We start from the raw sequence: 24131 nt of genomic DNA, 5'->3' as shown, positions 1-24131 counted from the left end.
TCCGTGCCAAGGGGAGAGCTCCGCATCTACCTCGGGGCCGCCCCCGGAGTCGGCAAGACGTACGGGATGCTGGAGGAGGCCCAGCGGCGGGCCGAGCGGGGCACCGACGTGGTGATCGGCCTGGTCGAGACCCACGGCCGGCCGCACACCGCGGCGATGATCGGGGACCTGGAGGTCGTGCCCCGCCGGGCGATCACCTACCGGGGCGCCGGCTTCACCGAGATGGACCTCGACGCCGTGCTGGCCCGCCGCCCCGAGGTCGCGGTGGTCGACGAGCTGGCCCACACCAACGTGCCGGGCTCCCGGAACGAGAAGCGCTGGCAGGACGTCCAGGAACTGCTGGACGCCGGGGTCACCGTGCTCACCACCGTCAACATCCAGCACCTCGAGTCGCTCAACGACGTGGTCGCGCGGATCACCGGCATCACCCAGCTGGAGACCGTGCCCGACCAGGTGGTCCGGGCCGCCGAGCAGGTCGAGCTGGTCGACATGACCCCGGAGGCGCTGCGCCGCCGGATGGCACACGGCAACATCTACCGCCCCGACAAGATCGACGCGGCGCTGGGCAACTACTTCCGGATCGGCAACCTCACCGCGCTGCGTGAGCTGGCCCTGCTCTGGCTCGCCGACAAGGTGGACGAGCAGCTCGACGCGTACCGCGCCCAGCAGGGCATCTCCGCCACCTGGGAGGCCCGGGAGCGGGTGGTGGTGGCGCTCACCGGCGGGCCGGAGGGGGAGACCCTGATCCGCCGGGCGGCCCGGATCGCCGCCCGCAGCAAAGGCGCCGACCTGCTCGCCGTGCACGTGGCCCGCAGCGACGGCCTGGCCGGGGCCGACCCGGTCCAGCTGGCCCGGCAGCGGGTGCTGGTGGAGAGCCTCGGCGGCACCTACCACCAGGTGCTCGGCGCCGACATCCCGGCGGCGCTGCTGGACTTCGCCCGCGGCGTCAACGCCACCCAGCTCGTGCTCGGCGCGAGCCGGCGCGGACGTTTCGCCCAGCTGCTGTCCCGGGGCGTCGGCGTCACCACCACCGCGCTCTCCGGGCCGATCGACGTGCACCTGGTCACGCACGCCGAGGCCGGGCGGGGCCGGCGCGGCGTCGCGGTGCCCGCCGCGCTGTCCCGGCGGCGCCGGCTGCTGGGGTTCGCGCTCGCCGTGCTCGGCATGCCCGCGCTGGCCGGGCTGCTGTGGGCGCTGCCCGACCTCACGCTGACCAACGACATCCTGCTCTTCCTCGCCGGGGTGGTCGGCGTCGCGCTGGTCGGCGGCCTGTGGCCGGCGCTGGTCGCCGCCCTCGGCGGTTCCCTGCTGCTCAACTGGTTCTTCACCCCGCCCTACTACACGCTCACCATCGCCGAGGCGGACAACCTGCTCGCGCTCGGCGTCTTCGTCGGCGTCGCGGTCGCTGTGAGCTGGGTGGTGGACGTGGCGGCCCGGCGTACCCGGGAGGCGGCGCGGGCCTCGGCCGACGCGCAGACCCTGGCCACCGTCGCCGGCGGTGTGCTGCGCGGGGAGCGGCCGCTGCGGGCGTTGCTGGACCGGCTGCGGGAGACCTTCGCGTTGCGGGCGGTGAGCGTGCTGGAGTTGGTCGCCGAGGCCGAGGGACGGCCGGGCCGGGCCCGGGAGGAGGCGGCCTGGCGGGTGGTGGCCGGCGTCGGCGACGACCCGCCCGGCAGCCCGAGCGCCGGGGAGACGGCCGTGCCGGTGGACGCACGGCTCACCGTGGTGCTCTCCGGCCGCCGGCTGGAGGCCGCGGACCGGCGGGTGGTGGAGGCGTTCGCCGCCCAGGCCGCCGTCGCACTGCGCCAGGAACGCCTCGCCGAGGAGGCCGCCGCCGTCCGGCCGCTGGCCGAGGCCGACCGGTTGCGTACCGCGCTGCTCGCCGCGGTCAGCCACGACCTGCGTACGCCGTTGGCGTCCGCGAAGGCGGCGGTGAGCAGCCTGCGCAGCCACGACGTCGAGTTCGGCGCGGACGACCGGGAGGAGCTGCTGGCGACCGCCGACGAGTCCCTGGACCGGCTCGGCCGGCTGGTGGCGAACCTGCTCGACATGAGCCGGCTCCAGGCCGGCGTCCTCGGGGTCACCGCCCGGGCGATCGGGCTGGAGGACGCCGTGCCCCGGGCGCTGGACGAACTGGGGCCGGACGCGGCCGACGTCGTCACCGACATCCCCGCCGACCTGCCGGCGGCCATGGCCGACCCCGGCCTGCTGGAACGGGTGCTGGTCAACATCGTGGCCAACGCACTACGGCACAGCCCACCCGGCCAGCCGCCCACCATCACCGGCAGCGCCCACGCCGGGCAGGTCGAGCTGCGGGTCATCGACACCGGGCCCGGCATTCCCGAGGACCAGTGGGAGCACGTCTTCCTGCCGTTCCAGCGTCTCGGCGACCGGGACAACCAGACCGGGGTCGGCCTGGGGCTCGCGCTGTCCCGGGGGCTCGCCGAGGCGATGGGCGGCAGCATCACCCCCGAGACCACGCCGGGCGGGGGACTGACCATGGTGTTGCGGCTGCCCGCCGCCGAGGCTTCGGAAGGGACACGCGGATGACGCGGATCCTGGTCGTGGACGACGAGCCGCAGATCCTGCGCGCGCTCCGGATCAACCTGCGGGCCCGGGGTTACGACGTCCAGGTCGCCGAGACCGGCACGGCGGCGCTGCGGGCCGCCGCCAGCCACCCGCCCGACCTGGTGGTGCTCGACCTGGGCCTGCCGGATCTCGACGGCGTCGAGGTGATCCGGGGCCTGCGCGGCTGGACCGGCGTGCCGATCATTGTGCTCTCCGGCCGGGCCGGCAGCGAGGACAAGGTCTCCGCCCTGGACGCCGGCGCGGACGACTACGTCACCAAGCCGTTCGGCGTGGACGAACTGCTCGCGCGGATCCGCGCCGTCACCCGCCGGCTCGGCGGCGCCACGCCCGGCGCCCCCGCGCTCCGGGTCGGCCGGCACACCGTCGACCTGGCCGACCGGACCGTCACCCGGGACGACGGCACCGAGGTCAAGCTCACCCCCACCCAGTGGGCCATGCTGGAGAAGCTGCTGCGCAACCCCGGCAAGCTGGTCAGCCAGCGCCAGCTGCTGCACGACGTGTGGGGCCCCGAGTACCACAACGAGACCAACTACCTGCGGCAGTACATGGCCCAGCTCCGGCGCAAGCTGGAGGACGATCCGGCCCGGCCTCGGCACTTGATCACCGAGCCGGGCATGGGCTACCGCTACCGACCTTGAATCAGCCTGTACCCATGCCGGTCAGGCGGCCCGACGGTCGGTGGCCCGGGCGGAGCCGGGATACGGCGGCAGCAGCCGCAGTCCCCGGGGCTCGGGCTGCTCCTCGGCGGGCAGGTGCCAGCGTGGCCCCTCCGGGCGCTCGCGGTGCGCCGGGCCACCGGGCCGCAGCCCCGGGCGGGACAGCGCGACGACGACCGCGTATCCAGCGAGCAGGAAGCCGTGGCTGATCAGCCGGATGGTCTCCACCCGGCCGGTGAGCAGGTCGTTGACCGAGAGCAGCACCAGCGTGCCGACGAACGCCGACAGCATCGGCATCAGCCCGGTCGGCGGGGTACGCCGCGCCGCGACGAACAGGAAGCCGGCGCCGACGGCGACGTTCCAGGCCGCAGATTCGTGCCACAGGTGCCCCGACGCCAGCGCGCCGGCCGCCGCGTGGACGTGGGGGCCGGCCGCCCCCCGGCCGATCTGGGCCAGGCCGAGGACGACCTGCAGCGCGCCGATGAGCCCGAGCACCACCCGCAGAGTGAGCGCGACCCGTGGTCGACGGCGCGGCGCCGGCGCCGGCAGCGCGGCGAGGATCGTGTCGGTGAGGTCGTCGCCGGGCAGGGTGACCGACAGTCGTGCCCGGCGGGTCACCGCGGCGGCCTGGTCGTACCAGGCCCGGCAGCCGCCGCACCCGCTCAGGTGGGCCTCCGCGGTCGCCCGCTCGGCGGCCGTCTCCTCCCCGTCCAACAGTGCCGACAGCACCTCACGCCACTGCTCACACCCCATGTACCGGTAGTCGGTCCGCAGATCGCGTGGGTTCCCGAGTATTTCTGCTGAGTCGTCGCTTTGGTACGGGCCACCCGGTCAGCCGGCCGCGTCGCCGCCGCGCCGTGTACCCGTTCCGGACCGGCTCGTCACGGCGGCGACGAGGTCCTCGCGGGCCCGGGCCACCCGGGAGCGGATGGTGCCGACCGGGCAGCCGCACACCTCCGCCGCCTCGGCGTAGGACATGCCGAGGACCTGGGTGGCGACGAACGCCTCCCGCCGTTCCGCCGGCAGTGCGGCGACGAGGCGCTCCAGCACCACCTGCCGGTCGAAGTCGCCGCGGTGCGCGTCGGGGGCGTCGTACCCGTCGGCCATCGGCACGGTGCGGGGGCGCGACGCGGCGGCCCGTACGTGGTCCACCGCGACCCGGCGGGCGATGGTGAGCAGCCAGGTGCGCGCCGAGGACCGGCCGGCGAACGAGGGCAACGACCGCGCCGCGCGCAGGAAAGTCTCCTGGGCCAGGTCCTCGGCCTCAGCGGGGGAGGTCAGCGCGGCGAGGAACCGCCGGACCTGCTGCTGCGTCGCGCGGACGAACCGGGCGGCGGCGTCCCGGTCGCCGCGGCCGGCCGCCAACGCCCACCCGGTGATCTCCGCGTCGTCGTCCGCCATCCGACACCTCCGGGTCGGTCCACCGACGGACGAGCATCGACGGCGGCCACGACGCGTTGTAGTAGTAATTGGCGGGTAGCGTACCGCAAGCGGTGCCGCTTCCTCTTCCACCGGTACGGTCGGTGGGCCACGTCGGATCAGTCTTCGCGAGATCCGACGGTCAGCCCGTGGTCACGGCGGCCGTCACCTCGACCTCCAGCACCGCACCGGCCAGGAAGAGCCGGCTCACCTCCACCGTGGTGCTGGCGGGCCTGGTGTCCGGGAAGTAGCGGTTGCGGACCGCCGCGTAGCCGGCCAGGTCGCCCAGGTCGGTCAGGAACGTCCGGACGTGCATGACGTCGGCGAATGTCGCGCCGTGCGCGGCGAGCAGGCCACCGATCAACTCGAAGATCCGTTCGGACTGGGCCCGGACGTCGCCGGGCGCCACCACGGCGCCGTCGTCGTCGACACCGACCTGGCCGGAGAGCACGAGCAGGGCGCTTCCCGGCAGGTCGAGGCGGGCCACGTGGGCGAACCGGTCGCCGAACGGCGCGGGGACGGTCGCGGGGTTGTCCAGGGTCACGGTCATGGTTGCTCCTTGTCGTGGGTCGAGGCGTCCGTGGGGCGGACACCGGCGAGGATGGCGATGTCCCCGTCGGGGTGGGGGGCGTTCGCCAGCACCGAGGCGGCGGCCTGCAGGACGGGCGCCGGCTCGCCGCCGAGCGCGTCGAGCGCGAGCCGGGCGTCCTTGGCCGCCAGGGTCACGGCGAACGCGGCGTCCGTGGCGGTCGCCCGGGCGACCGCGCCGCCGAGCGGTCCGGTGGCGAGGGCCTCGACCGCGGTACGCCGGTCCACGCCGACCGCGGCCGCCACCGCCAGCGCGTCGGCGGTGGCCGTGACGGCGGTGACCAGTGCGGTGTTGAGCACCAGCTTCAGCGCGGCGCCGCTGCCCGGACCGCCGCAGCGGCGCACCGTGCCGAGCAGTTCCAGGACCGGGGCGACCCGGTCGACGGCTGCCTCCGCGCCGCCGGCCAGCACCACGAGCCGACCTGCCTCGGCGGCACCGGCACTGCCGGCGACGGGCGCGTCCACCAGTGGTACGCCCGCCGGTAGGTGCTCGGCCAGTTCGGCCACGGCCCGCGGGCCGATGGTGGACATCTCGACCAGGTGGGTGCCGGGCCGCACGACCGCTGCGACCTTGAGCAGCACCTCCCGGACGGCGGTCGCGTCGGTGAGCATGCTGATCACCACGTCGGCGTCCCGGGCGGCCTCGACCGGGGTGGCGGCGGCCCGCGCCCCGGCCGTGACCAGCGGGCCGGTCCGGGCAGGGCTGCGGTTCCAGACGGTGAGCCGCCGGCCCGTGGCCAGCAGCCGGCGGCCGATCGCGGTGCCCATCGTGCCGGTGCCCAGCAGTGCGATGACGGTCATGGCCCGGAACGCTAGACGGCGAGCATCCATGCCACCAGCGAATGTTCCGCATCGCTGCCATGTCTGGCACGCATGGCAGGATGGGCGGCGTGCAGCCTCAGGCCCTTCAGGTCTTCCGTGTCGTCGCCGAGCACGGCTCCATCACCGCCGCGGCCCGGTCCCTGCGTTACACCCAGTCCGCCGTGTCCCGGCAGGTCGCCGCCCTGGAGGCCGAGCTCGGGTCGCCCCTGTTCGACCGGCTGCCGCGTGGGGTCGTTCTGACCGAGGCGGGCCGCTGCCTGCTCGGCCATGCCGAGGCGGTGCTCGACCGGCTCGACGCGGCCCGCCGCGACCTCGCCGCGCTCCGCGACCTGACCGCCGGCCGGCTGCGGGTCGGTGCGTTCCCGACGGCGGTCGCCGCGCTCGTCCCGCAGGCCCTGGCCACGTTCCGGTCCGCCCACCCGCAGGTGGCGTTGTCCCTGGTGGAGGGGCTGACGCCCGGGCTGCTGGACCGGCTGCTGGCCGGGGACGCCGACATCGTCGTGGTCAGCGCGGCCCCCGACCGGCCCCTCGACGACGAGCGGCTCGACCTGCACCATCTTGTGGACGAGGTCCTGCTGGTGGCGGTGCCCCGCACGCACCGGCTCGCTCACCGGCGCACCGTCCGGCTGCGCGAACTGGCCGACGACGCGTTCATCGCCGGTTCGGCCACCGCCGAGGAGACCCTGTTGCGGGCCACCCTGCCGGCGGGTTTCCGACCTCGGATCGACATCGTGGCCGCGGAGTGGACCGGCAAGCTGGGCTGTGTCGCGGCCGGGCTGGGCGTCGCACTGGTGCCCGCGCTGGCCGTCCGGGCCACCCCGCCCGACCTCGCCCTGCTCCGGCTCCATCCCGACGACGCCTCCGTCCGGCGGGTCTTCGCCGTCACCGTCGCCGGTCGCAGCCGACCACCGGCCGTGCAGCGGTTCCTCACCCACCTCGACGCGGTGGCGGCCGGGTTGGGCTGACCCGCCGGCCACGACCGTCAGTACGGCCAGCCGCTGAGCGACTGCCGGGGACGCCGTAAGCTGCTGCCGATCGCGGCGACCGGCAAATGCAAACAGGGCCTTTGTAGCTCACTGCACTTTTGTCTGATCTACGTTGCAATCCGGCCGACAGGCCAACCTGCTCCGTACATCTGGCGGCTCCTGCGAAGACACCAATTGGGTTTAGGTTCCACCAGTCCATCCCCATATCGGAGGCGCAGCTTTGAAGCTCCGAAACAGGCACCCAGTCAGTGCGTTGGGCATACTCGTCACAAGCGGTGCCCTCGTCCTGACCAGCGGTGTTCCCGCCCTCGCCGCCGAAACGGCGGCGAACCCGTTCATCAGCGAGATTCACTACGACAACGCCGGCACCGACATCGGCGAGGCGATCGAGATCGAGGCGCCCGCCGGCTTCGACCTGACCGGCTGGCAGATCGTTCTCTACAACGGAGCGAACGGCGCCGCCTACAACACCCGGACGCTGAGCGGCGCGGTGCCCGCAGCCGGTGTGGTGGTCGCGAACTACCCGACCGACGGCATCCAGAACGGTTCCCCGGACGGCGTCGCGCTGGTCTCGCCCACCGGCTCGGTGACGGAGTTCCTCACCTACGAGGGGACGCTCACCGCGATCGGCGGCCCGGCCAACGGGATGACCGGCATCGACATCGGGGTCGAGGAGACCTCCACCACCCCGGCCGGCCACTCACTGCAGAAGATCAACGGCAAGTGGAACTCCCCGGCGCCGAACACCTTCGGCGTCCGTAACGGCGGCGGCGACCCCGGCCCCGGTCCGGACCCGGACCCGGGCACCGGCTGCACCGTGACCGTCGACCGCACGATCGCCGAGATCCAGGGCACCGGCAGCGCGACGCCGCTGGCGGGTACCCGGGTCACCGTCGAGGGCGTGGTGACCGCCGACCACCGCACCGGTGGCTACAACGGCATCTACCTGCAGACCGCTGGCAGCGGTGGCGACCGCCCGGTGGCCGCCGGCACCGCCTCCGACGCCATCTTCGTCTACCTCACCACGAACACCGCCAACCACCCGTCCGTCGCGATCGGCGACCGGGTACGGGTCAGCGGCACCCCGAGCGAGTTCAACGGCCTCACCCAGCTGAGCATCGCCGCCAAGACCGACGTGCAGATCTGCGCGCACGGCGCGACCCTGCCCGCCCCGGTCCCGGTGAGCCTGCCGCTGACCGACGACGCCCGCGAGTCGGTCGAGTCGATGCTGGTGGCGCCGGTCGGCCAGTACACGGTCTCCGAGGTGTACAACACCAACCGGTACGGCGAGGTCGTGCTCGCCGCCGGTGACCGCCCGGCCCCGAACGCGACCGACGTCGCCCGTCCGGGCTCGGACGCCGCCAAGCAGGTGATCGCCGACAACAAGCTGCGCCGGGTCCTGCTCGACGACGGCAAGACGACCAACCTGTCCACCGCCGGGCTGCTGCCGCCGTACCTGTCGAAGGAGAACCCGCTGCGGGTCGGCGACTCGGTCGAGGCGTTCGGGCCGGTCGTGCTCTCGTACGGCTTCAACGAGTGGCGCCTGCAGCCGGCCAACCCGGTCAGCGCGGACACCCCGACGGTCGACCGCACCACCTTCAAGGCGACCAACCCGCGTACCCCGGCACCGGAGAACGTCGGTGGGGATGTGCGGGTGGCCAGCTTCAACGTCCTCAACTACTTCGTGCACTTCGGCGGCGACGCCCGCGGCGCGGCGAACGAGGCCGCGCTGGCCAAGCAGGAGGCGAAGATCGTCGCGGCGATCAGCGCCCTGGGCGCGGACGTGGTCGGCCTCGAGGAGATCGAGAACTCGGTCCGCTTCAACTCCAGCGACCCGCAGCAGGCGCTGAAGCGGCTGGTCAACGCGCTCAACGCCAAGGACGGCGCGGGCACCTGGGACTACGTCCGCACCCCGGCCGAGCTGCCCAGCCCCGCCGAGCAGGACTTCATCACCACGGCGATCATCTTCAAGCCGGCCAAGGTCCAGCCCAAGGGTCCGGGCCGGTCGGTGAACGACGAGACCGTCTGGTTCAACGCCCGCGAGCCGATCGCGCAGACCTTCACCGCGGGGAAGATCTCCTTCACCGTGGTCGTCAACCACCTCAAGTCCAAGGGCGGCACGGGCACCGGCGACAACGCCGACGCCGGTGACGGTCAGGGCAGCTGGAACGGCGACCGGATCCGGCAGGCCAAGGCACTGACCGCCTTCGTCGACCGGGTCAAGGCCGACAGCGGCAGCGAGGACGTGCTCCTGCTGGGTGACTTCAACGCCTACACCCAGGAGGACCCGATGCAGGTCCTCTACCAGGCCAAGTACAAGGATCTCAACAACACCGGCAAGGCCACCTACGTCTTCGGTGGCGAGTCCGGCTCGCTCGACCACGCCCTCGCCTCGCCGTCGCTGGCGTCGCGGATCACCGGGTTCGACGTCTGGCAGATCAATGCGGTCGAGTCGTTCGCCTTCCAGTACGACGGGCTGGCGGCCTTCTACGAGCCGACCCCGTACCGGGCCAGCGACCACAACCCGGTCGTGGTGGGCATCAGCACCAGCGCGAAGCCGGTCAACCTGCAGCTGCTCGGCATCAACGACTTCCACGGCCGGCTGGAGTCCCCGGCCACCGTGGGTGGTCAGCCGGTCGGCGGCGCCGCTCAGCTCGCCGGCCTGGTCGGCCAGCTGCGGGCGCAGAACCCGAACACCGCGTTCATTTCCGCGGGTGACAACATCGGCGCGTCCACCTTCGTCTCGGCGATCGACGGGGACACCCCGACGATCGACGCGCTGAACGCGGCCGGCCTGGTCGCCTCGGCGGTGGGCAACCACGAGTTCGACAAGGGCATCGGCGACCTCACCGGCCGGGTGTCGGACCGCGCCGACTTCCCGTACCTGGGCGCCAACGTCTACCGCGGCGACACCCGGGTGCTGCCGGCGTACTCGGTCAACACCATCGGTGGTGTCCGGGTCGGCTTCGTCGGCGTGGTGACCGAGCAGACCGCGTCGCTGGTCAGCCCGGACGGCATCGCCGGCCTGACCTTCCGCGACCCGGTGGCCGAGGCCAACCTGGTGGCCCGCCAGCTCAAGGACGGCAACCAGGACAACGGCGAGGCCGACGTGGTGGTGCTGCTCGCGCACGAGGGCGCCGCGACGGAGAACATCACCTCCGCCGAGGCGCTGGCCAACGACCCGGTCTTCGGCAAGTTCACCCGGGTCGACGCCACCATCGACGCGATCTTCAGCGGCCACACCCACCAGCCGTACGCGTTCAAGCTCCCGGTCCCCGGGTCGGACAAGCTGCGTCCGGTGGTGCAGGCCGAGGACTACGGCCTGCGGCTGGGCAAGGTCAACCTCACCTTCGACCCGAACACGGGTTCGGTGACCGCGGCCGACGCGCAGCTGGTCGACGTGGTCGGCGCGCCGCAGGACCCGACGGTGGCCGACATCGTGGCCGCCGCCAAGGTCAAGGCGACCGAGCTGGGCAAGCAGAAGCTCGGTTCGATCACCGCGGACATCAGGCGGGCCTACACCAACGGCAACGAGGACCGGGGCAAGGAGTCGGCGCTCGGCAACTTCATCGCCGACGTGCAGCTCGCCGGCACCAAGGACGCCGGCCGGGGCGGGGCGCAGATCGCGTTCATGAACCCGGGCGGCCTGCGGTCCGACCTGCTGTACCGGACCGACGGCACGGTGACCTACGCCGACGCCTTCGCCGTCCAGCCGTTCGCCAACGACGTGGTCACCAAGAGCTACACCGGCACCCAGATCAAGCAGGTGCTGGAGGAGCAGTGGCAGCCCGACGGGGCGTCCCGTCCGGTGCTGTGGCTGGGTGTCTCGAAGGGCTTCAGCTACACCTACAACCCCGAGGCGCCCAAGGACTCGCGGATCACCTCGGTGAAGCTCAACGGCACGCCGCTCGACCCGTCGGGCACGTACCGGGTCACGGTGAACTCGTTCCTCGCCGCCGGTGGTGACAACTTCGCCACCCTCGGCCGGGGCACGAACCCGGCGACCACCGGCGACAACGACCTCACCATGCTGGTGAGCTACCTGGCGGCGAACTCGCCGGTCACCGCGGACACCCAGCCGCGGTCGACGATCGGCCAGGCCGGGCCGCAGTGCACCACGACGATCACCGGCAAGTACAGCAAGCCGCTGGTGGTCAGCGCGGGCCTGGTCTGCCTGGAGAACGCCGTCATCGCCGGCCCGGTCACGGTCAACCCGGGCGCCTCGCTGGTCGTCACCGGCGGCACCATCAGCGGCCCCGTGTACGCCACCCGCCCGGTGCTGTTCGAGATCTCCGGCGCGACGGTGTCCGGCCCGGTCACGGTGTCCGGCGCGACCGGTGGTCTGAAGATCAGCCAGGGCAAGGTGAACGGCCCGGTGTCGATCACCAACAGCACCGGTGGGGTACGGATCGACTCGGTCACCGTCGGTGGTCCGATCACCGTCAACGGCAACACCGGCAGCGAGCCGGTGGTCGTCGCCGCGAACACCGTCGGCGGGCCGCTGGCCTGCTCCGGTAACACTCCGGCGCCGGTGAACGAGAGCCGGCCGAACACCGTGAAGGGCCCGGCGTCGGGTCAGTGCGCACGGTTGTAGTCCGCACGTGATTCCCGGTCCGCGGCCGGAGCCGACCAGGCTCCGGCCGCGGATCCTTTTCTGCCGTGCCCACCGGTCGGCCGGGTGGCGTCCGGTCAGCGGTGGCCGAGCAGGATCACGATCCTGGTCAGCGCCGATGCGCGGTGGGCCACTGTCCGACATGGAGCCAACCGGGCCGCTGCGGACTGCGACGGGGGCTTCGGGTAGGCCGCCTTCGGTACAATCGACCCCTGCTGGCACGGCCGATACCGTGTGGACGGTCGGGTGCGTACGCGGGCGGGTGGCCGCCTGTGGCACGGTTTGCCGGCGGTGGCGTGAGGCCGCATGTCGACGGGGAGGCGACGTGTTCGACGAGGACGGCTTGGATCGGCAACTCAGGGATGCGCGGGCCGCTCTGCGCGAGGTTGCCGAAGCGTCGCACGCTCACGAACCCACAGAGATCGTGACGGAGGCTGCGGCGGGTCGGATCGTGGTCACGCTCGGCACGGACGGGCGCATCAGCTCCCTCGAGATCAACCCGACCGTGCTGCGGGACGGTGTCCAGTACCTGGCAGCGGAGCTTCAGGTCGCGGTGAACGCCGCGCTCGACGAGCGTGGCGCCGTCGCGCGTACCGATGAGCCTGTCCCGGACCTCGCGGCGCTCACCGCCACCGTCGAGCGCCTGCAGGACGAGGGCCTGCGGCAGATGCGGGTGCTCACCACGAGCGTCAGTGACGTCATGCGCAAGCTCCACGGGAGGTGACCGTGGACCCGCTCGATGTCGACGTCGATTCGCTGCGCCAAAGTGCTGACGAGCTTGAGCGGGCGAAGGAGGCCGTCCGGGAGACCTTCGAGGGCTTCCAGGCCATGGCGGCCAACTACGCCGATGCCTTCGGGGGCGACGAGATCGGCATGCTGCTGGGCGTCGCCCACCAGGCCTGCGTGGACGCGGCCACGGAGTGCTTCAGCACCAACGTCACGGAGTTGGAGAGCTATGTCGATGGCCTGCACGAAATGGCGGAGCGCTTCCAGCGTGTCGAGGATGCGGCGGCGGCGAGCTTCCGGCGGATTTTCGGCTCGCTCGGCGGCTGATCGCCGTCGCCGGCAGGTAGGAGGAAGGAGCTCCCGGTGGGTTTGACTCTCCCTGCGGAACTGGCGTCCCTGCTGTCGATGCTCGGTTACGACTGGCCGGAGTCCGACGAGACCAAGCTGTTCGAACTTGCTGGCGAGTGGACCGGGATGGCCGACAGGATCGGTGGTTCGGTCGAACACCTCAACTCCGCAGCGGCCACGATCGTCGCGAACCACAAGGGCGCCAGCATCGCCGCGTTCGCCGACGAGTGGGCCGACGCCGAGTCCGCGGGGCGCAACATCGCCGACGCCGTCACGCCGTCGCACATCGTCAGCATCGGGTTGATGGTCGCCGCCGGGGTGATCCTGGTGTTGAAGATCCAAGTGATCGTGCAGTTGATCCTGCTGGCGATTCAGATCGCCCAAGCGGTGGCCACAGCGGTGGCCACCTTCGGTGCTTCACTGGCCGAGATTCCCATCTTCAAGATGATCACCGGCATCATCATCGACCAGCTCATCGGTATGGCCGTCGACGCGGTGCTCAATGGGTAAGGGCAAGCAACGTACGGCACCGAAACGGTCCACTCAGGCCGGCGGCGGTCGGATCGTGTCCGCGGTACTGGAAAACGCTGACGTCTTCCGCACCGCCAAGACCAACGGGATGGTGCCGAAAGAGCCGGCGAAGCTGGTCCTGCGGAGACCGCCCGACTTCGACAAGAAGGACTTCGACCGCAAGGCGAGGGATCTGCAGCGACTCAGCCAGCAGGGGAAGCTCAAGAAGGCCAAGTCGGAGCGACCGAGGATTCGCGACCGAAGGACCGGCGAGCTGCGTACGAAGAGCCAGATCTACCGTGAGCGGATGATCAGGAAACTGGAACGCAAAAGGCGGCAGGGGCACGATGTGAAAGAGACCCTGTGGCGACTGCATGCCGGCAAGGGCAACGTGGGGCCCGGTAAGGGGTTGGACCCCGACCACATACACGAGCTGCAACTTGACGGGCCCGACGAGTACTATAACCTTCGACTGAAGGACACGTACACCAACCGCATGATGGGCTCCGACATCAGCACCCAGCTACGCGATGTTCCGGAAGGCCACCCAGTGACGATAAGGGTGATCCCGTGACCGACGGCAACGAACTCGCGGGCACCCTCGCGGAGATTCGGGAAAAGATAGAGCTGCTCAGGCGCGTCGAGGCGGAGCACGGGTTCGGCGTTGTCATCGAAGAGGCGCAGGGCTTGGAACCCATTCCGGGGCTGCCCGCGGGCGTCACCGAAGTGTTCAGTATCTTCCGCCGGCTGCAAGGCAATTACTTCTGCTTTCTGCAGCCCGAGGAAATCGGCGGCAGAGCATCCTGGGAGGGGCGGTCGCCGGTGTCCTCAGAGTCGCCCCTCGGGGAGGCTCTGGCCATCGGTTACGGGATACGAGGCATTCCGGCGGAATTGCTCGAAGAGATGGGCCCCGCCGGCCGTCAGGTCTCCGTCGACGTCGCGGAAGGCTACGTCTACTACATCGATGGCGATGACCTCGCGGATTATTACCATTCCGGCGAGGACGTCGTCGTCCAGGAATTCGCGGGGGACGCGGCCAGCTTCTTCAACGACTGGGTCCTCGGTGCGGACTATCCGGAACTCGTGGAAACCGTCCTGGGGGCCGACGCCGCCTCGCACCGGATCCCCAAGGGCAGGGGCGCGGGCGAATACAGCGACACGTGGCGGCGGCTGCTCGTGACGGCCGGCCTCGCCTCATGAGCCCGACGACTCGACGACCCGCCAGCACACACCTGCGAGGGCACCGCCATGGCAGCTGATCCCCGGTTCCGCGCACTGTGGGACGAGGACGACCTGGTCCCCTACCCCCGGCAAGCCTGGCTTGACCTGGGCTTCCCCGCGCACACGCTACCCGCCGGAGACGAGATCCCGTTCGAGGTCGAGGTGGTCTACACCGCCTACCTGGAAGGCGAGATCGAACTCTTCGACACCATCCAGCTCAGCACCGAGGACGGCTCCCTCGACATCCGCTTGATCGTGGTCGGCGCGGTCGCGGACAACCCGGACCTGCTCTACGTGCTCGACCCCAAGACCGGGGAGATCCTCCAGTTCGACCTCGAAGTCCAGGACGTGCAGGCGGTCAACTCCAACTTCCGCTGCTTCGTCGAGTTCCTCTACCAGTTCGCCCTCTTCGTCGAGGCCGACGAGGGGAAGGCCGGCCGGGCCGAACGCGCTGCCGTGCTGGCCAGCACCCTGCGCGGCATCGACCCCGCGGCCTTCGCCGCCGACGCCTGGTGGCCCCTGGTACTCAGACAGCTCCACTGACCAGAACCCCCGTTTCCGGGCCGCCCGGTTCACCCCGAACAGGGACGCGGCTCGGCGGGCTGCGAGGCGTCGTACTCCCACAGGTGCGGCACGGCCCGGATGATGCCCGCGACGGCGAGGATGGTCAGCACCCCGCCCACTGAGATCGCCCAGCGTGCTCCCCAGGCCGCTCCCGCGACGCCGTGCACGACGTTCGCGATCTGTGGCCCACCCACCGTGACAACGGTCATCGAGCCCTCGATACGGCCGCGTAGCGCGTCGTCGGTGTTCGCCTGGCTGATGGACCGGCGAAAGGTGCTGAGCACGAAGTTCACACCCCCGCCCGCCAGCAGCGCGGCGGCGGCGAGCCACAGCTGGGGCGCCAGACCCAACAGCACCACCGTCGCACCCCAGACGAGGGCGGCGGACGCCATCAGCGCACCGTGCCGCCGGGCCCGGGTGAACACGCCCGACACCAATCCGACCGCGAACACGCCCGCCGGGTAGCTGGCGTAGAGAACGCCAAGCTGGAGACCGCCCCCGACCGGGCCTTCGAATTCGCGCTGGGCCAACTCCGGATAGAGCGCCCACGGCGCCCCGAACACCATCGCGGCGAGGTCGACCCCGATCAGCGCCACCAGCAGCCGACGGGAGAAGAGGTAACGGAAGCCGTCCAGCAACTGGCCGAGCATCGACCGGCGGGCCGCCACGCTGCGGCCAACCGAGAAGGGCCTCCCCACCGGCGATACCGGCGTCGGCGCGGGCGCGGGTGGTTGTGGTGGGAGCGGCGGCAGCCGGAACACCGACCACGCGACGACCAGCAGCGCCAGCGTGTCCGACAGGTACAAGGTGTCGAGCCCGACCACCGGGATCAGCGCCCCGGCCAGCAGCGGGCCGACGACCGACCCGCTGTACCGGACCAGCGAGCTCAATCCGTTCGCGGCGGCCAGCAGGTCGGCCGGCACCACGCGGGGCACGGCCGCGCCCATCGCCGCCATGATCGCCCCGTAGCTGAGGCCCTGGCAGGCGACCAGTGCCAGCAACACCAGCACCGACCGCAGGTCCAGCGCCGCCTGCACCCACAGCCCGGCGTACGTCAGGGCCAACGCGCCGTTGGCGGCCACTAGTAGCCAGCGCCGATCCATGGCGTCAGCGAGGACGCCACCGCACAACGCCGAAACCACCAGCGCGACCAGCGACACCACCGCCGATACGCCCACGGCCGCGGACGAGCCGGTCAGCGTGAACAGCTGCGTGGGAACGGCCAGCGCGCTGAACGAACCACCCACCGCGGCGATCACCGACGCGATCCACAGCCGCCGGTACGCCGGGATCGCCAGCGGTCGTCTGTCCACCAGGTAGGCGCCCAGCCTTCGTCCCCTGGCGGCGTCGCCGGTTCCGCCACCGGCGCTGCCACCAGTACCGGCCGCTGTCGTCGACGGTCGCATACCCCTGCCCCTCCGGTCGACTCCTGCCGGCGCTGGCCGGCGTCGACGATGCTGGGCCCTGACCCAGGGGAAAGGTCCAGCACCGACCGGGGACCCGTTGGTCAACCTTCGGGCTGCACCCGTCGTCCTTGGTGGGGACGAGAGGGGTGCGGGTGGGACCTGGTGGACAGGCGACCGCCGGCGATCACGGTCGCCCGCGGCGGGGACGCGACGGAAGTCGACGGCGCGCCCGGGGACGCGTACGTGACGCCCTCCGGCACCTCGCCGGTCACCCTGGCGCTGACGGTCGACAGCGGCTCGGCCGGAAGGCGAAGGCGCAGGTGCCCGAGGCGAACGTCGTGCTGGCGTTGAGCGTGTCGGCCGATGCCGCCGGAATCTTCGCGGCGGGCACGCGCTACCGCTTGAGCAGGGACCGCAGCGTCTCGGTGATCTCGGTGGGCGCTTCCTCCGCCATGAAGTGCCCTGCTGAAGTGGTGCGGTGTTCCAGGTTCGAGGCCCACGCGCGCCACAGTGCGACGGCGTCGTATCCCAGCGCCGCTCCCCAGTCCTGCTGGATGACGGTGACCGGCATGGCCAGCTTGTTCCCGGCGGCCCGGTCGGCCCGGTCATGTTCGATGTCGATGCCGGCCGAGGCGCGGTAGTCGGCGACGATCGAGGGGATGGCCGCGCGCGAGGCGCTCAGGTACTCGGCACGCACGTCGGCCGGGATGGCCTGCGGGTCGTGGGCCCACAGGTCGAGGAAGTAGCCGAAGAAGGCGTCTGCGCTGGCACTGATCATCTGCTCGGGCAGGCCGGGCGATTGAGCCATCAGGTAGAGGTGGAATGCGACCGAGGCGCTCGCTCCGTGCAGGATGTCCCACATGTCCAGAGTCGGCAGAACGTCGAGCGCGGCCAGGTGGGTGATCGTGTCCGGGTGGTCGAGACCGGCGCGGATGGCGACGAGAGCACCACGGTCGTGCCCCGCGAGCGCGAAGCGTTCGTGGCCGAGCTTGCGGGCGAGGGTGACGATGTCGGCCGCCATCGTCCGCTTCGCGTACGTGCCGGCGTCGCGCGCGGCGGGCTTGTCGCTGGCTCCGTAGCCGCGAAGGTCGGGGCAGATCACGGTGTGGTCGACGGCGAGGTCGACGGCGACATGCCGCCACATCAGGTGGGTCTGGGGGAAGCCGTGCAACAGCACGACCGGGCTGCCGGAGCCGCCCACCGCCACGTTCAGCGTCACGTCCTCGTCGACCACCACGCGCTGGTAGTCGAAGCCGGGAATGTCAGATGTCATGGTCATACCTTCCTCATCTCGTGGGCTGGTCCAGCGTGCCGGCTGCGGATGAGTAACCGATGAGCGCGATACGTTGAGCCGAGGCGCGGAAGGGCGGCGACAGGTGCAGGTCACGTTCGGTGTTCTCGGGCCGGTGGTCGCCTGGGACGCTGCCGGCGTGCCGATCGACGTGAAAGGGCCCAGACACCGGGCAGTGCTGGCACGGCTGGTCGTCGCACGCGGCCGGATCGTCCCGGTCAGCCGCCTCGTCGACGATCTGTGGGCGGAGCCCCCGACCGGCGCGGTCAGCGCCGTGCGCACGTTCGTCGCGGCGTTGCGGCGGGCGCTGGAGCCGCAGCGGCCACCACGGGAGCCGGCCCGGCTGCTGATCACCGAGGGGCCGGGGTACGCGCTGCGGGTGGCGCCGGACGCGGTCGACGCCTGGCGGTTCGAGGACGAGGTCATCGCCGCCTCCCACGCCTCGGCCCATGAGTCGCTCGAACGCCTGGATCGGGCGCTGCGCTGGTGGCGCGGGCCCGCGTACGCCGGCTTCGAGGACGAGCCGTGGGCGCGCGCCGAGCGCTCCCGGCTCGAACAGCTACGGCTGAATGCGATCGAGCTGCGGGCCGAGGCGCTCCTGACGGTCGGGCGGACCGCCGACGTCGTACCGGATCTCGACGCCCACGTGGCCGAGCATCCGTGGCGGGAGGAGGCGTGGCGGCTGCTGGCCCTGGCCCTGTACCGCGCGGGCCGCCAGGGGGACGCTCTCGCGGTGCTGCGCCGAGCGCGCGGCCTGCTCGTGGAACAGCTCGGTGTCGATCCGGGTCCGCGGCTACGTCGCCTGGAGATCGACATCCTTCGGCAGGCCGACGAGGTGGGCCAGGGCGGGCCGGGCCCGGAACGGGTGTGGGCGGACGCCGCGGCGGCATTCGACCGTACCGTCACGGCCCGCTCCCGGGCGCGGCTCGAGTCGACGGTCGGGCTGCTGCGGAGCCTCGCGGTGACCGGGCCGACCGGGCTGGAGGCGGCCCGGGAACAGCGGGTCGCGGCCATTGCCGCGGCCGAGCAGCTGGGCGATCCCGAACTGACGGCCCGAGTGATCGGGGGCTACGACGTACCCGCGATCTGGACCCGCTCTGATGACGCGGAGCAGGCGGCGCGGATCGTGGCGGCGGCCGAGCGGGCGCTCGCGACCCTCCGCCCCGGCTCGCCCGACGCAACCCGGGCCCGCCTGCTGGCCACGATCGCCGTCGAGTCACGCGGCACCCGGGCGGCGCGCGGACCCGAGGCGGCCCGGGAAGCGGAAGCGATCGCCCGCCGCCTGGGCGACCCCGCGCTGCTCGCCCACGCCCTCAACGGCGCGTTCATGCAGACCTTCCACCGCGCGGGCCTCGCCCCCGAGCGAGACAGGATCGGCAGCGAGCTTGTCGCGCTCTCCACCCGGCACGGCCTGGTGACGTTCGAGATCCTCGGACACCTGATCCGAGTCCAGGCCCGCAGCGCCCTCGCGGACTTCCCCACCGCCGACCGGCACGCCGCCGCCGCAGAGCAGCTCGCCGAGCGGCACGAGAGCCCTCTCGTGGGCGTGTTCACCCACTGGTACCGAGCCTTGCGCCGCGCCGCGACCGGGGCACCGGCGCAGGACGCAGAGGCCGCCTACCGGGACGCAGCGGCCAAGCTCACGGGCACCGGCATGCCGGGCGTCGAGCGGGGCCTCCTACCGCTGGCCCTGTTGTGCCTGCGAGTGTGGCGCGGGCTGCCGACCGACTTCGACGACGGCACCGACTGGGGCCCCTACGCTGCGTGGGCGCGCCCGCTTGTCCTGCTGGCGCGCGGCCGGCCGACCGACGCTGCCGCGGCGCTGCGGCGCACCCCCGGCCCGCCACGCGACCTGCTCTTTGAAGCACTCTGGTGCCTCACTGCCCAAGCCGCCATCGCGCTCAACGACCGGGTCATGATGCAACGCGCCAAGAGCGAACTCGCCCCAGCCGCGAAGGAGTTGGCCGGCGCGGGCAGCGGCATGCTCACCATCGGCCCGGTCGCACACTATCTCGACCAACTCGTGTGAGCGTCCCGCCAGCATTTGTCAGCAGATGCCGACACCAAACTCCGACAAAACTTTGACACCGTTCTGGGCCGACCCGCCTCAGCTGCTGATCCCGGCAGCTCGGCCCCGGCGACAACCCTGGTGACCTGCGCATTCTCCGCCGGCACCACCGGCCGGGCCCGCCCGTACGCACCCCGACATTGCGGCTTCGGGCGACCCGGACGGTCACAAGCGGCAGCTATGGTCGAAGCGCATCGTGACCGCAGCGTCCGTAGGCGATGGGGAGTAGCAGCGATGGCCGACAGTCACGAGATCAAGGCTGCCCGGCGTGACCTCGGCCGCCGGCTCGCACAGTTGCGTAAGGCCGCCGGTCACACCCAGCACAGTTTCGCCCGGCTCGTGCAGTATGGCCGCAGCTCCGTGGCGAACACCGAGACCGGCCACCAGTACCTCGACCGTGCGTTCTGGACGCGCTCCGACACGATCCTGCAGGAACGACGCGCGCAACGGCGGTTGCGGCCGAGACTCCTCGTGTCCTCTGGCTGGCCGCCGGGCCTACGGGCGTCCAACCAGAAAATCTATGCTGGAACGGCTAGACATCCTTGATGGTGCGGGATACTCTTCCTCAGGTCGAGAGAAGAGAACTATCAAGACCCAGACGGACCGCCCGGCCGTGAGGTCACGACGGGCGGCGGGAAACGGGAGCAGGTTTCACCGTTTCTCTCGAACGGCAGTAGAAGCACGTCAGCCCCGACGTGACGCGCGACGGGGCACCGCAGGTGGAGCCAAAGCGTCTTCAGGGCTCCACCTGAGGTTCGCCGTACGTGTACGGGGCCATGAAGTCGCGTGGGCTCCGACACCGGTGGACCGCACGTCAGCAAAGGAAAGAAGAGGAAAGGGAGGGCGTACACCGTTGGATCGCCCGCCGTCGGCCGTCAATCCAGGCCGGGCGGACACCGCAGTTTCCATCGAACGAGAGGTGGTCTCCGGTCACGCTTATGCGATCCTCGCACCCGAAGCCGCCACGTGCGGCTGGTGCGGATACGACAAGCCGACGCTCCTGTCGGTAGATGGTGTTCTGACCCGTAACCCTGGGCCCCGGCGCTTGCGCGCCGGGGCCCTCGACGTGGAGGTGACATGGGGCAAAACCCCGAGGACATGTTCGGCGACGAGAACTACCCGGCCTACACCATCGGCCAGGCCGCGGAGATGCTCGGCACCACGCAGGACTTCCTGCGCCGCCTGGACGAGGCGAAACTGATCAACCCGCACCGCTCTGCCGGTGGGCACCGCCGCTACTCCCGCTACCAGCTGCGCCTGGCAGCCCGGGCCCGCGAGATGGTCGACCAGGGCACCGCCCTGGAGGCGGCCTGCCGGATCATCATCCTCGAAGACCAACTCGAGGAAGCTCTGCGACAGAACCAGAACCAGCAGCATGGGACGCGGCAACGCGACTGACCGGACCACTTTCGGGTGAGGTCGTCGACGTGCGGTGAGTCGGCTGGCCCGCCAGTGCGAACCACCCCGGCCCTGGCAGCCCGTACTCCTGCTCGTCGGACCTCTTCCCGTCCCGGCCGCCGGCCGGGTTGCGGTGCGAGACCGAGGTCCGAGGCGTCGCCTCGCCTCCGTGCCTGATGACTCCCAACACCCACTCGCGCCGATCGTCGGCAGCCTCCCCGGCATGGGCCGTTAACGTCCGCTTTCGAGACTCAGCTGCGGGCCGTCTCGTTGCGGGCCGGGCGCTTGTCGTGCCACGGACGCGCCCGCTCGAACTGCGCGGCCACATTCAGGACGAGTGCGTCGGCGTGCAGGCCGCCGCCGATCTGCAGCCCCACCGGGAGGCCCGATTCGGTGAACCCGGCGGGCACCGTGATGGCGGGGGTGGCGAGCATGTTGTACGGGTAGGTCAGCAACCAGCCGAGCACCCGGTGCCGTAGGGACTCCCCCCGCAGGTCGTCCGGACAGAACTGCCCCACCGGGAACGGCGGCCTCGCCAGCGTCGGGCTGACCAGCACGTCGAAGCGCCGCATGAACGCGGCAAACTGGTCCCACATGAGACCGCGCGCGGCGTCGGCGCGACCGAACTGCGCGACCGGCAGCTCCCGAGCCTGCCGCATGAGTTCGATGAAGCCGTCGTCGACCTGGCCATGGAGCGACTCCCAGTCGGCCATGTCCACCTCGCAGGCGAATCCGGGCACCCAGACGCTCTCCCACATGGCCTGCTCCGGGTTCGCCCAGCCCGGGTCGGCTTCCTCGACAGTGGCGCCGAGATCGGCGAACGCCCGCACCGCGCGCTCGCAGACGGCGACGATCTCCGGATCGACATCGGCGTAGCCCAGGTCGGGTGACCACCCGACCCGCAGCCCCTCGATCGGCTGATCGAGGACATCGACGAACCGGCCCGGACGGTCGGGCAGGGAGAGCGGGTCGCTGGTGTCCTCGCCGGCGATGACGTCCAGCATGAGAGCGGCATCGGCGACGGTCCGCGCGATCGACCCGTGGAAACACCAGGTGGCGTATCTCGAGGGCAGCAACGTCTGCGGTGCCAGGCCGAGGGACGGCTTGAATCCGACGACGCCGTTGAAGGCCGACGGGATCCGCACCGACCCGGCCCCGTCAGCACCCTCGGCGATCGGGGCCAGCCCCGACGCCACCGCCGCCGCGGAGCCGCCGCTGGACCCGCCCGGCGACAGGCCCTGTCTCCACGCGTTGTGGGTGGGACCGTACAGGTGGTTGTCTGTCCCACCGTAGTAGCCGCCCTCCGACGCGTTTGTCTTACCGAGGAACAGCCCGCCCGCCTGCCGCATCCGGGTGACCACGGTGGCGTCGACCTCTCCCACCCGGTCGCGGAAGGGCGGCATGCCCGAGTTGTACGGCAACCCCTTCATCGATGTCAGCAGCTTGATCGCGTACGGGACGCCGTGCAGAGGGCCGAGGTACTCACCCCGGGCGGCCGCGTCGGTCAGCTGCTTCGCGTCCGACCTGATCTGCTCCGGATCGTGGTGTACGAACGCGTTGAGGTCGGGGTTGACCTTGTCGATGCGGTCGATGAACGCCTCGGCGATCTCGCTGGGTGAAAGGCCCTTGGCCCGTACCATGGCTGACAGCTCCACCGCGGGCTTCCAACACAGCTCCTCGGCGTCGCTGACGGCCCTACCTTCTTTCGTCATCGGGAACCTCCGACGATCGCTTATCGGCGACATACTGCTCCGGCGCCTCGATCGACAGGGCGCTTCTCCATGGGCTGCCGGGCGACCCCGGCGTGTTCAACCCCGCCTCGCGCAGTGCCCGGAACCGGCGTACTCGCCGCCGTCGCGGTCCAAGTCCATTCCCGCCCGCCCATCATAAGCACCTCAAAAAACGACAAAAGCGTGGTTTCGCTGACCCGCTCCACCTGCCGACCAGGACCGCGTAACACTCCTCGGCGCACCGGTGATCCTGGTCGAGCAACGACAGCGCAGCGGCAGGCAGTCGAGTGCGCTCCTCGGCCAGGTGACGAGCGTGTTGGGCGGGACCGCAACCGCTTGCGTGAGGCGGGGCCAGGGGGGCGGGCTTGCCAGCGGGCACCCTGCCGCTATGAGCTGGTCACGGCGGCCACAGAGCCGCTCTGACCAGCGGTTCCACTACCGTACAGGTGAACACGGCCACGGCGGCGGTCACTTGGCCTGGCGGCGCCGCTGCCTGCCCGACTCCGCGTCGCCGCAGCTGATGTCGGATGCCGAGATTCGGCCACGAGGCGGGCGGAAAATCCGCTCCTCGAAGTGCCCCTGAGCTGGGCATATCTTTATGATGTGCGTGGTGCGTGCTCTCCAGCCGGTGCCACGGTAGGGCAACCCGTGCCACTGCGGGTCAACCGGGATCAACGATCATGACTGCGGACGCGCCCCGTGTGGTCCACGTGTGGTCATCGCCCGGGCCAGCCGGCCGGGATAACGCAGGTCAACGCGGGCCACTCCCTGCCACCCCGGGTCAACGCGCAGGTCGCTACACTGAGCGCTCGCGCCCTCGTAGCTCAGGGGATAGAGCAACGGTTTCCTAAACCGTGTGTCGCAGGTTCGAATCCTGCCGGGGGCACCAGGTCAGACCCCTGACCGACGATCATTGCTCCGTATTCCGGGGCTTCTGTGCCCGATCGTCTCGCCACACCACCTTCGCCCGGCTCGCGTCCAGGTGCTGAGCGCCTCAGCTGGCGTCGGCGAGACGACCCACCGCGACGAGGAAGCCGCGGCGTACGCCAAGGCCATCGAACGACTCTGGAACGAAGCCGTCACCGGCGGGTGGTTCAGACACTGGGTGATCCGACAACCGGATGGGCAGCTCGTCGCTCTAACTTGATCTTTAACCTGTGCGGCGTGGCCTCGGGTTATTCGAAGTCTTCGTTTTCT

Annotated in this window: 20 protein-coding genes and 1 tRNA gene; 14 read left to right on the top strand and 7 right to left on the bottom strand. The window is 71.2% G+C overall.

Annotated elements, in window-relative coordinates:
* Nucleotides 1–3: 3 nt before the first annotated feature.
* A complete protein-coding gene (locus ABZ570_RS09675) occupies nucleotides 4–2550 on the top strand; it encodes a DUF4118 domain-containing protein (protein ID WP_358059568.1) in 2547 nt (848 codons plus the stop codon).
* Nucleotides 2547–3227, top strand: a complete 681-nt coding sequence (locus tag ABZ570_RS09670) for a response regulator (RefSeq protein WP_358059565.1) — start codon at nucleotides 2547–2549, stop codon at nucleotides 3225–3227. Before ABZ570_RS09675 ends, ABZ570_RS09670 begins: the two co-directional genes overlap by 4 nt.
* 21 nt (nucleotides 3228–3248) lie before the next feature.
* On the opposite strand, the gene ABZ570_RS09665 is transcribed toward ABZ570_RS09670, so the two are convergent.
* The 4 genes from ABZ570_RS09665 to ABZ570_RS09650 form a co-directional block, all read right to left on the bottom strand.
* Nucleotides 3249–3998: a zf-HC2 domain-containing protein gene (locus ABZ570_RS09665; RefSeq protein WP_358059562.1), complete on the bottom strand. Its 750-nt coding sequence runs from the start codon at nucleotides 3996–3998 to the stop codon at nucleotides 3249–3251.
* A 78-nt stretch (nucleotides 3999–4076) separates the two neighbouring features.
* The gene (locus ABZ570_RS09660; RefSeq protein ID WP_358059559.1) at nucleotides 4077–4646 is read right to left on the bottom strand and encodes a sigma-70 family RNA polymerase sigma factor; all 570 of its coding nucleotides are present in this window, start codon (nucleotides 4644–4646) and stop codon (nucleotides 4077–4079) included.
* A 160-nt stretch (nucleotides 4647–4806) separates the two neighbouring features.
* Nucleotides 4807–5214 carry a RidA family protein gene (locus ABZ570_RS09655; RefSeq protein WP_358059556.1) on the bottom strand — a complete coding sequence of 136 codons (408 nt, stop codon included), beginning with the start codon at nucleotides 5212–5214 and terminating at the stop codon, nucleotides 4807–4809.
* A complete protein-coding gene (locus ABZ570_RS09650; RefSeq protein ID WP_358059553.1) occupies nucleotides 5211–6053 on the bottom strand; it encodes an NAD(P)-dependent oxidoreductase in 843 nt (280 codons plus the stop codon). Before ABZ570_RS09650 ends, ABZ570_RS09655 begins: the two co-directional genes overlap by 4 nt.
* A gap of 89 nt (nucleotides 6054–6142) precedes the next feature.
* Here ABZ570_RS09650 and ABZ570_RS09645 point away from each other — a divergent pair, with 89 nt between their 5' ends.
* The 8 genes from ABZ570_RS09645 to ABZ570_RS09610 all read left to right on the top strand — a co-directional run bounded on the left by ABZ570_RS09645 (nucleotide 6143) and on the right by ABZ570_RS09610 (nucleotide 15020).
* Nucleotides 6143–7039 (top strand): LysR family transcriptional regulator, encoded by an 897-nt coding sequence (locus ABZ570_RS09645; protein ID WP_358059550.1) that lies wholly within the window; start codon nucleotides 6143–6145, stop codon nucleotides 7037–7039.
* Nucleotides 7040–7313: 274 nt separating this feature from the next.
* Complete coding sequence (locus tag ABZ570_RS09640) at nucleotides 7314–11654, top strand: ExeM/NucH family extracellular endonuclease (RefSeq protein WP_358059547.1); 4341 nt, start codon at nucleotides 7314–7316, stop codon at nucleotides 11652–11654.
* A gap of 343 nt (nucleotides 11655–11997) precedes the next feature.
* Nucleotides 11998–12396: a YbaB/EbfC family nucleoid-associated protein gene (locus tag ABZ570_RS09635; protein WP_358059544.1), complete on the top strand. Its 399-nt coding sequence runs from the start codon at nucleotides 11998–12000 to the stop codon at nucleotides 12394–12396.
* Between the two features lie 2 nt (nucleotides 12397–12398).
* The gene (locus ABZ570_RS09630) at nucleotides 12399–12725 is read left to right on the top strand and encodes a hypothetical protein (protein WP_358059541.1); all 327 of its coding nucleotides are present in this window, start codon (nucleotides 12399–12401) and stop codon (nucleotides 12723–12725) included.
* 36 nt (nucleotides 12726–12761) lie between these two features.
* On the top strand, nucleotides 12762–13256 hold the full coding sequence (locus ABZ570_RS09625) for a hypothetical protein (RefSeq protein ID WP_358059538.1): 495 nt from the start codon (nucleotides 12762–12764) through the stop codon (nucleotides 13254–13256).
* On the top strand, nucleotides 13249–13830 hold the full coding sequence (locus ABZ570_RS09620) for a hypothetical protein (protein WP_358059534.1): 582 nt from the start codon (nucleotides 13249–13251) through the stop codon (nucleotides 13828–13830). The genes ABZ570_RS09625 and ABZ570_RS09620 overlap by 8 nt, the downstream gene beginning before the upstream one ends.
* Nucleotides 13827–14456, top strand: a complete 630-nt coding sequence (locus ABZ570_RS09615) for a hypothetical protein (protein WP_358059531.1) — start codon at nucleotides 13827–13829, stop codon at nucleotides 14454–14456. Before ABZ570_RS09620 ends, ABZ570_RS09615 begins: the two co-directional genes overlap by 4 nt.
* Nucleotides 14457–14504: 48 nt before the next feature.
* On the top strand, nucleotides 14505–15020 hold the full coding sequence (locus ABZ570_RS09610) for an SUKH-4 family immunity protein (RefSeq protein ID WP_358059528.1): 516 nt from the start codon (nucleotides 14505–14507) through the stop codon (nucleotides 15018–15020).
* Nucleotides 15021–15049: 29 nt separating this feature from the next.
* Here ABZ570_RS09610 and ABZ570_RS09605 read toward each other — a convergent pair whose 3' ends face one another.
* Together ABZ570_RS09605 and ABZ570_RS09600 are read right to left on the bottom strand one after the other, a co-directional pair.
* The gene (locus tag ABZ570_RS09605) at nucleotides 15050–16354 is read right to left on the bottom strand and encodes an MFS transporter (RefSeq protein ID WP_358059525.1); all 1305 of its coding nucleotides are present in this window, start codon (nucleotides 16352–16354) and stop codon (nucleotides 15050–15052) included.
* 487 nt (nucleotides 16355–16841) lie between these two features.
* Nucleotides 16842–17720, bottom strand: coding sequence for an alpha/beta hydrolase (locus ABZ570_RS09600; RefSeq protein WP_358059522.1), 879 nt, complete (start codon nucleotides 17718–17720; stop codon nucleotides 16842–16844).
* A gap of 103 nt (nucleotides 17721–17823) precedes the next feature.
* Here ABZ570_RS09600 and ABZ570_RS09595 point away from each other — a divergent pair, with 103 nt between their 5' ends.
* From ABZ570_RS09595 to ABZ570_RS09585, 3 genes are all read left to right on the top strand, one after another.
* Nucleotides 17824–19767, top strand: a complete 1944-nt coding sequence (locus ABZ570_RS09595) for a BTAD domain-containing putative transcriptional regulator (RefSeq protein ID WP_358059519.1) — start codon at nucleotides 17824–17826, stop codon at nucleotides 19765–19767.
* A gap of 273 nt (nucleotides 19768–20040) precedes the next feature.
* On the top strand, nucleotides 20041–20352 hold the full coding sequence (locus ABZ570_RS09590; RefSeq protein ID WP_358059516.1) for a helix-turn-helix transcriptional regulator: 312 nt from the start codon (nucleotides 20041–20043) through the stop codon (nucleotides 20350–20352).
* A gap of 531 nt (nucleotides 20353–20883) precedes the next feature.
* Nucleotides 20884–21204, top strand: a complete 321-nt coding sequence (locus ABZ570_RS09585; RefSeq protein WP_358059513.1) for a helix-turn-helix domain-containing protein — start codon at nucleotides 20884–20886, stop codon at nucleotides 21202–21204.
* Between the two features lie 251 nt (nucleotides 21205–21455).
* Here ABZ570_RS09585 and ABZ570_RS09580 read toward each other — a convergent pair whose 3' ends face one another.
* The gene (locus ABZ570_RS09580; protein ID WP_358059510.1) at nucleotides 21456–22916 is read right to left on the bottom strand and encodes an amidase family protein; all 1461 of its coding nucleotides are present in this window, start codon (nucleotides 22914–22916) and stop codon (nucleotides 21456–21458) included.
* An 831-nt stretch (nucleotides 22917–23747) separates the two neighbouring features.
* On the opposite strand from ABZ570_RS09580, the gene ABZ570_RS09575 reads away from it, so the two are divergent.
* Nucleotides 23748–23823: transfer RNA gene (locus ABZ570_RS09575), tRNA-Arg, on the top strand.
* Nucleotides 23824–24131 lie beyond the last annotated feature (308 nt).

Source organism: Micromonospora sp. NPDC007271, assembly GCF_040634005.1.
Taxonomy (GTDB): domain Bacteria; phylum Actinomycetota; class Actinomycetes; order Mycobacteriales; family Micromonosporaceae; genus Micromonospora.
The sequence above is the reverse complement of the archived record's forward strand: the minus strand, read 5'-3'. Positions and strand labels throughout refer to the sequence as shown.